The sequence below is a fragment of the Geodermatophilus sp. SYSU D00742 genome (assembly GCF_054049935.1).
Window position 1 is genome coordinate 24,839 of sequence record NZ_JBJGYJ010000026.1, and the last position, 12,391, is coordinate 37,229.

Annotated in this window: 12 protein-coding genes; 8 read left to right on the forward strand and 4 right to left on the reverse strand. The window is 74.4% G+C overall.

Annotated features, from left to right (window positions below; translation table 11 throughout):
- Window positions 1–12: 12 nt before the first annotated feature.
- From ACI78V_RS16785 to ACI78V_RS16805, 5 genes are all read left to right on the forward strand, one after another.
- Window positions 13–312 (forward strand): hypothetical protein, encoded by a 300-nt coding sequence (locus ACI78V_RS16785; protein WP_456852733.1) that lies wholly within the window; start codon window positions 13–15, stop codon window positions 310–312.
- Between the two features lie 121 nt (window positions 313–433).
- The gene (locus ACI78V_RS16790; RefSeq protein ID WP_456852735.1) at window positions 434–1,417 is read left to right on the forward strand and encodes a Bug family tripartite tricarboxylate transporter substrate binding protein; all 984 of its coding nucleotides are present in this window, start codon (window positions 434–436) and stop codon (window positions 1,415–1,417) included.
- On the forward strand, window positions 1,414–2,007 hold the full coding sequence (locus tag ACI78V_RS16795) for a tripartite tricarboxylate transporter TctB family protein (RefSeq protein WP_456852736.1): 594 nt from the start codon (window positions 1,414–1,416) through the stop codon (window positions 2,005–2,007). Before ACI78V_RS16790 ends, ACI78V_RS16795 begins: the two co-directional genes overlap by 4 nt.
- Window positions 2,008–3,576, forward strand: a complete 1,569-nt coding sequence (locus ACI78V_RS16800; protein ID WP_456852738.1) for a tripartite tricarboxylate transporter permease — start codon at window positions 2,008–2,010, stop codon at window positions 3,574–3,576.
- Window positions 3,573–3,983, forward strand: a complete 411-nt coding sequence (locus tag ACI78V_RS16805; RefSeq protein ID WP_456852740.1) for a universal stress protein — start codon at window positions 3,573–3,575, stop codon at window positions 3,981–3,983. The genes ACI78V_RS16800 and ACI78V_RS16805 overlap by 4 nt, the downstream gene beginning before the upstream one ends.
- Here ACI78V_RS16805 and ACI78V_RS16810 read toward each other — a convergent pair.
- From ACI78V_RS16810 to ACI78V_RS16825, 4 genes are read right to left on the reverse strand one after another with little or no spacing between them, the layout of a single operon-like run.
- Window positions 3,975–4,889: an alpha/beta fold hydrolase gene (locus tag ACI78V_RS16810; RefSeq protein WP_456852742.1), complete on the reverse strand. Its 915-nt coding sequence runs from the start codon at window positions 4,887–4,889 to the stop codon at window positions 3,975–3,977. The two genes, ACI78V_RS16805 and ACI78V_RS16810, sit on opposite strands and share 9 nt — an antisense overlap.
- Window positions 4,890–4,915: 26 nt before the next feature.
- Window positions 4,916–5,800, reverse strand: coding sequence for an alpha/beta fold hydrolase (locus ACI78V_RS16815; protein ID WP_456852744.1), 885 nt, complete (start codon window positions 5,798–5,800; stop codon window positions 4,916–4,918).
- Between the two features lie 31 nt (window positions 5,801–5,831).
- The gene (locus tag ACI78V_RS16820) at window positions 5,832–6,710 is read right to left on the reverse strand and encodes an alpha/beta fold hydrolase (protein ID WP_456852746.1); all 879 of its coding nucleotides are present in this window, start codon (window positions 6,708–6,710) and stop codon (window positions 5,832–5,834) included.
- Window positions 6,711–6,723: 13 nt separating this feature from the next.
- Window positions 6,724–8,064 carry a hypothetical protein gene (locus ACI78V_RS16825; RefSeq protein ID WP_456852748.1) on the reverse strand — a complete coding sequence of 447 codons (1,341 nt, stop codon included), beginning with the start codon at window positions 8,062–8,064 and terminating at the stop codon, window positions 6,724–6,726.
- 155 nt (window positions 8,065–8,219) lie between these two features.
- Between ACI78V_RS16825 and uvrC the strand changes: the two genes are divergently transcribed.
- The 3 genes from uvrC to ACI78V_RS16840 all read left to right on the forward strand — a co-directional run bounded on the left by uvrC (window position 8,220) and on the right by ACI78V_RS16840 (window position 12,284).
- Window positions 8,220–10,259 (forward strand): excinuclease ABC subunit UvrC, encoded by a 2,040-nt coding sequence (gene uvrC, locus ACI78V_RS16830; protein WP_456852750.1) that lies wholly within the window; start codon window positions 8,220–8,222, stop codon window positions 10,257–10,259.
- 73 nt (window positions 10,260–10,332) lie between these two features.
- Complete coding sequence (rapZ, locus tag ACI78V_RS16835; protein ID WP_456852752.1) at window positions 10,333–11,298, forward strand: RNase adapter RapZ; 966 nt, start codon at window positions 10,333–10,335, stop codon at window positions 11,296–11,298.
- A 32-nt stretch (window positions 11,299–11,330) separates the two neighbouring features.
- Window positions 11,331–12,284, forward strand: coding sequence for a gluconeogenesis factor YvcK family protein (locus ACI78V_RS16840; RefSeq protein ID WP_456852754.1), 954 nt, complete (start codon window positions 11,331–11,333; stop codon window positions 12,282–12,284).
- The last annotated feature ends 107 nt before the right edge of the window (window positions 12,285–12,391 follow it).

The window sequence follows — 12,391 nt, forward strand, 5'->3', positions numbered from 1 at the left end:
GGGGAACCAGCGGTGAGCGCACTGACGCCGGACTGCGACCCGGACCTGTCCAACTGCGGCTCGCCGGTGCGCGGTCCCGACGGCGGCGGTCCGGGTCTGCGGTCCACGCTGGTCGTCCTCGCCGTCCTCACCGGCTCGGTGCTCGTCGCCACCGGTGAGTCCGTGCCCGGTGCCCTCGGCGTCCTCGCCGGAGGGGTGGCGCTCCTCGCCGCGGTGTCGCTCGTCCGCCGGGTCGTCCGGCTGGTCCGTCGTGCCGTGCCGGCCGTCGCCCACTGGGCCCCTGCGGTGCGGCGGTCCCGCCCGGCCGGGTGACCGCGGGCGTCGCAGCGGGGGAGTCGCCGACCCGTCGACGCCGGGTCGGACCCGGAGCAGCCCTGACCAGGGCAAGGGTCTACCGTGACCCCCGTCACTCCGTTCCGGAGGGGGTCCGGCCGTGACCGTGAGCCGCAGGTCCTTCCTCGCCGGGGTGGTCGCCGCCCCCGTCCTCGGCGCGCTTGCCGGCTGCGCCGGCACCGTCGTGCAGCCCGGCGACCTCTCCCGGCTGCGGATCATGGCGCCGGCGAGCCCCGGCGGTGGCTGGGACACCACGGCGCGGGTGATGCAGCGGGTCATCCAGCAGAGCGGCCTGGCCCGCAACGTGCAGGTGTTCAACGTCGAGGGCGCCGGCGGGGTGATCGGCCTGGGCCAGCTCAGCCGCGAGGACGACGACGCGCTGCTGATGATGATGGGGCTGGTCATGGTCGGCGCCGTCGACACCAACGACTCGTCGACCCGGCTCACCGACGTCACGCCGATCGCGCGGCTCATCGGTGAGACCGAGCTGATCGTCGCCCCGCCCGACGCGCCCTTCGACGACATCGCCGGCTTCGTCGAGGTCTGGGCGGCCGACCCCGCCGCCACCCCGATCGCCGGTGGGTCGGCCGGCGGCACCGACCAGATCCTCGCCGGGCTGCTCGCGCAGGCCGCCGGGATCGACCCCGGGCTGATCAACTACATCCCGTACTCCGGCGGCGGCGAGTCGCTGTCGGCGCTCCTCGGCGGCCAGGTCGCCGCCGGCATCTCCGGCACCGCCGACTACGGGCCGCAGGTCGCCTCCGGGGACCTCAAGGGGTTGGCGGTCTCCACCGCCGAGCGCAGCGACCAGGTGCCCGACGTCCCCACGCTGATCGAGTCGGGGTTCGACGTCGAGGTCTCCAACTGGCGCGGCGTGATGGCCCGCCCCGGGATGACCGACTCCGCGCGGGAGGACCTCATCGCGCTGGTCGTCGACACCCACGACAGCGACGAGTGGGCCGAGGCGCTGGAGAACAACGGCTGGGACGACCTGCTGCTCACCGGCGACGACTACGCCGAGTTCCTCGCAGCGGAGGAGGCGCGGGTGCGTGAGATCCTGGTGCAGATCGGGCTGGTGCAGTGAGCGCGCCCGAGCCGGCGCCCGCCCCGCCGGGCGACGCCGGGGCGCCGGCCCCGCCGGGCGACGCCGGGACGCCCGCGCCCGCGCAGGCCGAGCCGGCCGGGCGGAGCACCGGCGAGTTGGTGATGGCCGTCCTGCTGGGCGCGCTCGGTGTCTACCTCGTCCTGGACGCGGGGAACATCGCCGTCCCCGGCTCGGCCAGCAACGTCGGCCCGCGCTTCTTCCCCTACCTGGTGGGCGCCGTGGTCGTCGCCACCGCGCTCGGGCTGGGGTACCGGGTGTGGCGCGGGGACCGCGGCCCGGCGGACGAGAGCGAGGACGTCGACCCGACCGCCGGCACGTCGTGGCGGGCGGTCGGCATCATCGCCGTGGCCTTCCTGGCCCACGCCCTGCTCATCAACGTCGTCGGCTGGCCGCTGGCGGTCACCCTCATGTTCGGCACGGTCGCCTGGGCCCTCGGGGCGCGGGGGATCGTGCGGCCGCTGCTCGCCGGGGGGATCACCTCGGTGGTCGTCTGGATCGTCTTCGTCAAGGCACTCAACGTGGCGCTGCCCGGCGGAACGCTCCTCGAGCTGGCGACGAGCTGGTTCTAGATGGACGCCCTGACCGAACTCGCCGGCGGCTTCGCCGACGCCCTCACCCCGGCCAACCTGCTGTTCGCCTTCATCGGCGTCCTGCTGGGGACGGCGGTCGGCGTGCTCCCCGGCATCGGCCCCGCCATGACCGTGGCGCTGCTGCTGCCGGTCACCTACGTCCTCGAGCCGGTCAGCGCGTTCATCATGTTCGCCGGCATCTACTACGGCGGCATGTACGGCGGGTCGACGACGTCGATCCTGCTCAACACCCCGGGCGAGGCCAGCTCGATCATGACCGCGCTCGAGGGCAACCGGATGGCCAAGGCCGGCCGCGGAGCAGCGGCGCTGGCCACGGCGGCGATCGGTTCGTTCGTCGCCGGCACGATCGCCACCCTGCTGCTCGCCCTGGTCGCGCCGACCGTCGTCGACCTGGCCATCGGGATCACCGCCGCCGACTACTTCGCGCTGGCCGTGTTCGCCTTCGTCGCGGTGTCGACCGTGCTGGGCGCGTCCCCGCTGCGCGGCCTGGCGTCCCTGGGCGTCGGGCTGTACCTCGGGCTGGTGGGCACCGACGTCCTCACCGGCCAGGAGCGGTTCACCCTCGGCATCCCGCAGCTGTCCGACGGCATCGACGTCGTCGTGGTGGCGGTGGCCCTGTTCGCCGTCGGGGAGGCGCTGTACGTCGCCTCCCGGCTGCGGCGCGGGCCCGTGCAGGTCATGCCGGCGAGCGGGCGCTACATGACCGGGGCGGACCTCCGCCGCTCCTGGAAGCCGTGGCTGCGGGGCACCGCGCTCGGATTCCCGTTCGGTGCGCTGCCGGCCGGCGGCGCGGAGATCCCGACGTTCCTCTCCTACGCGACCGAGCGGCGGCTCACCAAGCACCCCGAGGAGTTCGGCAGGGGCGCCATCGAGGGCGTGGCCGGGCCCGAGGCGGCGAACAACGCCGCGGCCGCCGGCGTCCTCGTCCCGCTGCTGACACTGGGGCTGCCCACGTCGGCCACGGCGGCGATCCTGCTGGCCGCGTTCCAGGGCTACGGCATCCAGCCGGGCCCGACCCTGCTGACCACCGAGTCGACGCTGGTCTGGACGCTGATCGCGGCGCTGTTCATCGGCAACACCATGCTGCTCGTGCTCAACCTGCCGCTGGCCGGCGTCTGGGTGAAGCTGCTGCGCATCCCGCGGCCCTACCTGTACGCGGGCATCCTGCTGTTCGCCTCGCTCGGCTCCTACGCGGTCAACGCCGACCCGCTCGACCTCGTGCTGCTGCTGGTGCTCGGCGGGCTGGGCTTCGTCATGCGGCGCTACGGCTGGCCCGTGGCCCCCGCGGTCATCGGCCTGATCCTCGGGCCGATCGCCGAGACCAACCTCCGCCGGGCGCTGGCCATCAGCGGCGGCGACCTCGGCGTCCTGGTCGAGACCTGGTTCAGCCGCGTCGTGCTGCTGCTCGCCGTCCTGGCCCTCGTCGTGCCCATCGTGCTGCGGGTCGTCCGCGGGCGCCGCTCCACCCCCGAGGAGCTCCAGGAGACCGGCGAGCTGCGGCACCACGACCAGGCGGCTCTGAGCCGCGAGGGAGGGGAGGGCCCGTGAGCGGGGTCGTGGTGGTGGGCGTCGTGCCCAATCCCCGGGGCGAGGCGGCGCTGGCGCACGCGGTCGTCGAGGCCCACCGGCGGGGCGCGCGGCTGGTCGTGGTCAACAGCTCGCGCGGCGACGCCCTCGTCGACGAGGAGTTCCTCCAGGGCGCCCCGCTGCGACAGCTGCAGGCCGACCTGACCGTGTCGGGGGTGCCCTTCGAGCTGCGCCAGCCGATCGGCCGCGACGTCGCGGAGGAGCTCGCCGCCGCCGTCGTGGAGACCGACGCGGAGCTGCTGGTCATCGGGCTGCGCCGGCGCTCGGCGGTCGGCAAGCTGCTCATGGGCAGCGCCGCGCAGCGGATCCTGCTCGACGTCGACTGCCCGGTCCTCGCCGTGAAGGGGCCTCCGCGGGAGTCACGGTGACGACCGCGGCCCGGCTCGGCCGGGCCGCACGGGTCCCGTCCGGGGGCGGTCCCGTGCCGAGCCGGCGTCGTGCGCGGACGCGCGGGGCAGCGGGGTCCCCGAGGCGGCCTCGACCTCCTGCCAGAAGGCCGCGACGCGGGCGTTCCACCGGTCCGGCACCTCCTGGAACGGTTGGTGCGACTCGGTCTCCCACACCTCGAACGACGCGCCCGGGATGGCCTCGGCGACCGCCCGGCCGAGCTCGGGTCGCGCGGTCACGTCCAGGCCGCCGGCCAGCACCAGCGTCGGCGCGGTGATCCGCGGCAGCCGGTCGGTGGTGTCGTGGGCGGCCCACGCGTCCAGGTGCCGCCGGATCACCTCCGGCGGCTGCTTGTGGGGGAAGGCGAGGGCCTCGTCGATGATCGCGGCGACGGTGCCGTCGTCGTGCGCGCGGGGCGTGTAGATGACCAGGAAGAAGGTCTCCAGGAAGGCCCGCTCGCCGGGCGCGGCCTCGACCAGCCAGCGGACGAACCGCACCCAGGCCTGCAGGTAGGGGTCCATGGCCGCCCAGGTGCTCTGCAGCACCAGGCTGCGGACCAGGTCCGGACGGCGCAGCGCCAGCTCCTGCGCGGTCTTGGCCCCTCCGGAGAAGCCGGCCACGTGCGCCGACGTGATGCTGTGCGCGTCCAGCACCGCGGCCGCGTCGTCGGCCATGTCCGCCACGGTCACGGGTCCGTCCGGCAGCGCCGTCCGCCCGGCGCCCCGGTTGTCGAAGGCGGTCAGCCGGTAGCGGTCGGCCAGCCCGTCCAGCTGGAACTGCCAGGACTCCACGGTGTCGCCGAGGCCACCGATCAGCAGCACGTCCGGGCCCTGCCCGACCTGCTCGGTCCAGACGTCCACGTCGGCCGAGCGGATGTGGTGTCCCACGACGGGCTCCTTCCGTGCGGAGGTCGTCACCCGCGGCCGGCGGTCTCCGGTGGGCGGTCGGGGGACGGGCGGTCGCGGTCCGGGGCCTGCCGTGGGCGAGGGCGAGCCCCGGACTCGACGTGCTGCCAGAAGGCGTCGACGCGGGCGTTCCAGCGGTCGGGGACCTCCTGGAACGGTTGGTGCGACTCGGTCTCCCACACCTCGAACGACGCGCCCCGGATCGCGTCGGCGACGACGCGGCCCAACGGGGGGCGGGCGATGGGGTCGACCCCGCCGGCCAGCACCAGCGTCGGCGCGGCGACCCGCGCCGGGCGGTCCGGCGCGGCGTCCTCGACCAACGCGTCCAGGTAGCGCTGGAGGTCCTCGGCCGCCTGCTTGTGGGGGAAGGCCAGCACCTCCTCGACGAGGGCGGCCACGGTGCCGTCCTCGTGCGCCCGGGCGGTGTACAGGTCGAGGCAGAAGGCCTCGACGAACGCGCGCTCGCTGGGCGCGGCGGCGACCAGCCACCGGACGAACCCCAGCCACGACCGGAGGTAGACGTCCGGCACGGCCCACGTGCTCTGCAGCACCAGGCTGCGGACCAGGTCCGGACGGCGCACCGCGAGCTCCTGGGCCACCATGCTGCCGCCGGAGAACCCGGCCACGTGGGCCGAGCGGATCCCCAGGGCGTCGAGGACGCCGGCCGCGTCGTCGGCCATCGTCGCCACGGTCACGGGGCCGGGAGGCATCGCCGTCCGGCCGGCCCCGCGGTTGTCGAACGCGGTCAGGCGGTACCGGTCGGCCAGCCCGTCGAGCTGGAACTGCCAGGACTCGACGGTGTCCCCGGCACCCCCGACCAGCAGGACGTCCGGGCCCTGCCCGACCTGCTCGGTCCAGACGTCGAGGTCGCGGACCCGGATGTGTGCGCCCATCCCGGGGCTCCTCTCCGGCGGGGGACCGTGCTCAGGACGGCGGTCGGTCGGCGGTCGGGAGTCGCTCACCGCGGGGGACCGCCCGGGGGCTCGGCGGTGCGGCGAGGCGCGCCTCGACGTCCTGCCAGAACGCGTCGACCCGGGCGTTCCACTGGTCCGGCACCTCCTGGAACGGCTGGTGGGACTCCTCGTCCATGACTCCGAAGACGGCGCCCGGGATCGCCTCGGCGACCGCCCGGCCGAGGTGGGGACGGGCAGTGGGGTCGCGGCCCCCGGCCAGCACCAGCGTCGGCGCGGTGACGCGCGGCAGCCGGTCGGTGCTGTCGAAGGCCCAGATGTCGGCGAGGAAGCGGTGCACGTCCTCCGGCGACTGCTTGTGGGGGAAGGCGATCACCTCGTCGATGAAGTCGGCGACGGTGCCGTCGTTGTGCGCCCGCGGTGTGTAGATCCACAGGTAGAACGACTCCAGGAACGTCCGCTCGTCCGGGGCGCTGTCGACCAGCCACTCGACGAAGCGGAGCCACGCCCGGAAGTAGGGGTCCATCACCGCCCACGTGCTCTGCAGCACCAGGCTGCGGACCAGGTCGGGGTGCCGCAACGCCAGCTCCTGGCCGATGAGGCTGCCACCCGAGAAGCCCGCGACGTGCGCGGACCGGACGCCGAGCGCGCGCAGCACCCCCGCGGCGTCGTCGGCCATCGCCGCCACGGTGGCTCCCTCCGCCGGCATCGCCGTCCGGCCGGCGCCGCGGTTGTCCAGGGCGGTGAGCCGGTACCGGTCGGCCAGCCCGTCGAGCTGGAACCGCCAGGACTCGACGGTGTCGCCCAGGCCGCCGAGCAGCAGCACGTCGGGCCCCTGCCCGACCTGTTCGACCCAGATGTCGAGGGTCCCCGCGCGGACGTGCCTGCCCATCGCCGTGCTCCTCTCAGGGGTGCCACCGCTGCATGTGCTCTGCGTGTGTGCGCAGGTAGGCGCCGGGCCGGAAGAACCGGTCGTAGAACTCCAGGTCGAGGTGGTGGGCCTGGACGTAGTTGAGGATGAACAGCGTCGGCACGGTGCCCGGGAACTTGCCGAAGGTGTCCAGCACGTACTGCGCCTGCAGGGCCACGCAGGCCCGGAACTGCTCGTCGTGCACCTGCGCGCTGCCCCGGAACCCGGGGCTGTCGGTCCACGGGCCGGGCGTGGCGGGGTTGAACGGGCCGCCTGCGCCGAACTTGCGCTCGGCGAACGCCTCCACCGCCGCGGTCATGTCCGCGTGGTGGGGTGGGCAGAACGCCTCGAAGACGCCGGGCAGGCCGGTGGGGTTGGGCACGGCCCAGCGCTCGTCCTCGTCGTAGCGGAAGCCGAGGCCGGGGACGTCGGGATCGCCCGAGGCCCCCAGCATCGAGAAGCGGTCGATCCCGTCGAACATCCACCCGCCCAGCCCCATCGCCTGCAGCATGAGCACCCCGCCGTAGCAGGAGGTGGCCAGCTCGGCGGTCGCCTCGGTCAGCGCGTACTGCTCGGCGAAGGTGAGCGGGAACGGCGCGTCGACGTCCACGAGGGCGCGGAACCGCTCCAGTCCCGGGATCTCCCGGCCGTGGACGTCGTCGAAGACCGCGTACCCGTTCTGCGTGAAGAAGCAGAGGATCGCCAGCATGTGCTGGGCGATGTCCGCGACCGGGATGACCAGCAGGGAGCCGGGCACGTTGACGCACCAGGTGTTGTGCCCCTCCAGGTAGGGCTCCCGCGCGGGCAGGTGCAGCCGTCGGTCGGACAGCTGCCGGACCCGGCCCCGGTGGCGTTCCACCACCAGCTCCGCGGTGACGTCCTCGGTGGCGGGGTCGACCAGCGCGCCGGCGTCCCGGGTCGGGAAGAAGTACACCCCGGAGTCGTCGGTGAAGAACAGCTCGGCCGTGTGGAAACCCGCCGCGGACGGGAAGGTCCGCCCGGCCGCCGCGGCGGCGTAGTTCGCCGCGTGTGGCGCGTAGCGGGCGTTCCGGGTGATCGAGTAGTGCCAGCCGGTGGTCCCGCCCATCGCGCTCAGCACGAGCATCCGCTCGAGCTCGCTCAGCGGCACCGGCTCGTGCCGCGACCGGTACGCCAGCGGGCCGTCCGGGATCTCGTCGCCCAGGGCGAACCGGCGGGAGCGCCGTCCGAACAGGGCCTCCACGAGGGCGAAGGCGGCGAGGTCGGCCAGCGGGTCGGTCAGGGGAGGCGAGCCCGTCCGGGCCTCCGGGATCGGTGCCGCGCGGGTCGCACTCGTCCGGTCCTGCGTCGAGCTCATGGTGCACCCCAGGGGTGGACGGCCTGACCGCCCGAGGCTGGACCGGGCCCGCGGGGGCGGGCAAGGGGCGGAGGTCCCGGCGCGGATCACACCGATGTCGTCCCGGTGACCGGTACCCGGGCGAACCGTCGTCCCGCCCACATAACCTGGGAGCCATGCCCGACCCGTCCACGTACCGACCGGCGGTCGGCAGCATCCCGGAGGACCCGGGGGTCTACAAGTTCCGCGACCCCAACGGGCGGGTCATCTACGTCGGCAAGGCCAAGAACCTCCGGCAGCGGCTGAACAGCTACTTCGCCGACGTCGCCGGCCTGCACCCGCGCACCCGGCAGATGGTGACGACGGCGGCCGGCGTCGAGTGGACCGTCGTCGGCACCGAGGTCGAGGCCCTCCAGCTCGAGTACAACTGGATCAAGGAGTTCGACCCCCGCTTCAACGTCCGCTACCGCGACGACAAGAGCTACCCGTCGCTGGCGGTGACGCTGAACGAGGAGTACCCGCGACTGCAGGTGATGCGCGGGCCCAAGAAGAAGGGCGTGCGCTACTTCGGCCCCTACGCGCACGCCTGGGCGATCCGCGAGACCCTCGACACCCTCACCCGCGTCTTCCCGGCCCGCACCTGCTCCAACGGCGTCTTCAAGCGCGCCGGGCAGATCGGCCGGCCCTGCCTGCTCGGCTACATCGGCAAGTGCGCCGCGCCGTGCGTCGGCCGGGTCTCCGCCGAGGAGCACCGCCGGATCGTCGACGACTTCTGCGACTTCATGGCCGGCCGCACCGAGCAGATGGTGAGGCGGCTGGAGCGCGAGATGGGCGCCGCCGCCGAGGCGATGGAGTACGAGAAGGCCGCCCGGCTGCGCGACGACCTCGGGGCGCTCCGGCGCGCGCTGGAGAAGCAGGCCGTCGTCCTCGGCGACGGCACCGACGCCGACGTCGTCGCCTTCGCGCAGGACGAGCTGGAGGCCTCGGTCCAGGTCTTCCACGTGCGTGGCGGGCGGGTGCGCGGGCAGCGCGGGTGGATCGTCGACAAGGTCGAGGAGGTCACCACCGGCGAGCTGGTCGAGCAGTTCCTGCTGCAGGTCTACGGCGGCGTCGACGACCAGACCGGCGTCGTCGAGTCCGGGGAGACGGTGCCCAAGGAGGTGCTCGTCCCCGAGCTGCCCGACGACGCCGACGTCTACGAGGAGCTGCTCAGCGAGCTGCGCGGCTCGCGGGTCTCCCTGCGGGTGCCCCAGCGGGGGGACAAGCGGGCGCTGCTGGAGACCGTCGAGCGCAACGCCAAGGAGGCGTTCGCCCGGCACCGGGTCAAGCGGTCCAGCGACCTCACCGCCCGCTCCCTGGCCCTCAGCGAGCTGCAGGAGGCCCTCGAACTGCCCGACGCCCCGCTGCGGATCGAGTGCATCGACATCTCGCACGTCCAGGGCACGAACGTGGTCGCCAGCATGGTCGTCTTCGAGGACGGTCTGGCGAAGAAGTCCGACTACCGACGCTTCTCCGTCACGAACGGAACCGACGACACCGCGGCGATGGCCGAGGTCGTCCGCCGGCGCTTCGCCCGCCACCTCAAGGAGGAGGCCGACCGCAAGGACGAGCAGGGCATCGCCGCGGAGGAGGGCCGGCCGCGCCGGTTCGCCTACCCTCCCAACCTGCTCGTCGTCGACGGCGGCGCCCCGCAGGTGGCCGCGGCGGCGCGGTCCCTCGACGAGCTGGGCATCGTGGACGTCGCCGTCTGCGGGCTGGCCAAGCGGATGGAGGAGGTGTGGCTGCCCAACGAGAGCGACCCGGTCATCCTGCCCCGTACCTCCGAGGCGCTGTACCTGCTGCAGCGGGTGCGCGACGAGGCCCACCGGTTCGCGATCACCTACCACCGGCAGAAGCGGTCCACCAGCATGCTGGTCTCCCTGTTGGACGACGTCCCCGGCCTCGGAGAGGCGCGGCGGAAGGCGCTGATGAAGCAGTTCGGGTCTCTCAAGCGGCTGCGGGCCGCCACCGTGGAGGAGCTGGTGGCCGTCCCGGGCATCGGCCGGCGGACGGCGGAGGCGGTGCTCGCCGCCGTCGCGGAGCCGGCCGGTGAGGCGGCGGCCGAGCCCGCGGACGAGGTCGTGGAGACGACGACCGCCCCGGCCGGTCCCGCCGAGCGCGGCACCCCGCAGCCGGGCACCGGCGCCACCGCCGAGGTCGGGCTGGTGGCATCGTGAGCGGGCTCGCGAACTCACGCAGGGGCACGGCAGCGCCGCGAACGCGTCCGACGAGCGCCGGCGAGGAGGTCGCGTGAGCGAGCTGACCCGCCCGCACGGGGCCCTCGGCACGCCGCCGGGCACCCCCGGGCACCCGCACACCGACATCCCGGTGCCGCTGGACCCGGCGTCCGCCGAGACGCAGCCGCTGGACGTCGTCGTGGTCACCGGCCTGTCCGGCGCCGGCAAGAACAGCGCCGGCCGGGTGCTCGAGGACCTCGGCTGGTTCGTCGTCGACAACCTGCCGCCGGCCCTGCTGCTGCCGATGGTGGAGCTGGGCGCCCGCGGTGACGTCCGCCGGTTCGCCGCGGTCGTCGACGTCCGCAGCCGGGCGTTCTCCAGCGACCTGCAGGAGGCGATCCGGGTGCTGGCCGGGGCCGGCCACCGCCCGCGCGTCGTGTACGTCCACGCCCGCGACGAGGTGCTGGTGCGCCGCTACGAGTCCAACCGGCGCGAGCACCCCCTGCAGGGCAGCGGAACGCTGATCGACGGCATCACCGAGGAGCGGGCCCTGCTCACCGGCATCGCCGGCGAGGCCGACCTGTGGGTGGACACCAGCGACCTCAACGTGCACCAGCTGCGGGCCACGCTGGAGAACGCCTTCGCCCGCGAGGGCCAGACGCCGCCGCTGACCGCGACCGTGCTCAGCTTCGGGTTCAAGTACGGCCTGCCCCTGGACGCCGACCTGGTGGTCGACGCCCGGTTCCTGCCCAACCCGCACTGGCTGCCGGAGCTGCGGCCGCACACCGGCCAGGACCCGGACGTGCGCGACTACGTCCTCAGCCAGGAGGCGGCCGCACCGTTCCTGGACCGCTACACCGACGTGCTGCGGCTGCTCATCCCGGGGTACCGGCGGGAGGGGAAGCGGTACCTCACGCTGGCGGTGGGCTGCACGGGCGGCAAGCACCGCAGCGTGGCGATCGCGGAGGAGTTCGCCCGCCGGCTGTCCGCCGAGGGCATCGACGTCGCCGTGCAGCACCGCGACCTGGGCCGCGAGTAGTGGGGGCCCCGGACCCCGCGCCGCCGGGCGCGGTGGCGCAGCGAGCGCTGCGCGTGGTGGCCTTCGGCGGCGGACACGGGCTGGCCGCCGCCCTGGGGGCGTGGCGCCGGCTCACCGACGACCTCACCGCGGTGGTCACCGTGGCCGACGACGGCGGCTCCTCGGGGCGCATCCGCCGCGAGATGCCCGTGCTGCCGCCGGGGGACCTGCGGATGGCGCTCACGGCGCTCGCCGACGACGGTGAGGGCACCCGGGAGATGAGCCGGCTGCTCCAGCACCGTTTCGGCGGCACCGGCGTGCTGGCCGGCCACCCGGTGGGCAACCTCGTCCTGACCGGGCTCACCGAGCTGCACGGCGGCGACACCGTGCGGGCGCTCGACGACCTGTGCCGGCTGCTCGGCGCGCGCGGCCGGGTGCTGCCCATGGCCGACGTCCCGCTGGACCTCGTGGCCCGCGTCGAGAGCACCGACCCCGACGACCCGTCGCGGACCCGCACCATCCGGGGGCAGGTGGCGATCGCCAGCACCCCGGGGCGGGTCCGGGACATCATCGTCTCGCCGCCGGACCCGCCGGTGAGCCCGGCGGTGCTCGAGGCGATCGCCGCCGCCGACGTCGTCTCCCTGGGGCCGGGCTCCTGGTACACCTCGGTGCTGCCGCACCTGCTGGTGCCGCGGCTCCGGGCGGCGCTGGCGGCCAGCCGCGCCCGGGTGGTGGTCGTGCTCAACCTCGAGCCGCAGCCGGGGGAGACCGACGGGTTCTCGCCGGAGGAGCACCTCGCGGTCCTGCGCGCCCACCTCGGCGGAGTGGCGCTGCACACGGTGATCGCCGATGTCGACTCGGTGGTTGACCGCTGTGGTCTCCTGTCTGCGGTGCGCGAGTGCGGCGCGGAGCTGGTCCTGGCTCCCGTGGCCGAGCTCGACGGGGCACCGCGGCACGACCCGGCCCGCCTCGCGGCGGCGCTCGAGTCGGCCGTCGGGGCGCGCTAGGTCATGGAAATCCGTGGCCGGGTACCGCAACCTCGGGTACCGGCACCGGTACGAGGGGGAGAAGAGGGGACGTCGCACATGGGGCCTGGTTACCCCGGGGGAACGTG

Coding starts and splice junctions, on each gene's coding strand:
- ACI78V_RS16820 (WP_456852746.1), bottom strand. CDS start 6,710: ATGGGCAGGCACGTCCGCGCGGGGACCCTCGACATCTGGGTCGAACAG.
- ACI78V_RS16800 (WP_456852738.1), top strand. CDS start 2,008: ATGGACGCCCTGACCGAACTCGCCGGCGGCTTCGCCGACGCCCTCACC.
- uvrC (WP_456852750.1), top strand. CDS start 8,220: ATGCCCGACCCGTCCACGTACCGACCGGCGGTCGGCAGCATCCCGGAG.
- ACI78V_RS16815 (WP_456852744.1), bottom strand. CDS start 5,800: ATGGGCGCACACATCCGGGTCCGCGACCTCGACGTCTGGACCGAGCAG.
- ACI78V_RS16825 (WP_456852748.1), bottom strand. CDS start 8,064: ATGAGCTCGACGCAGGACCGGACGAGTGCGACCCGCGCGGCACCGATC.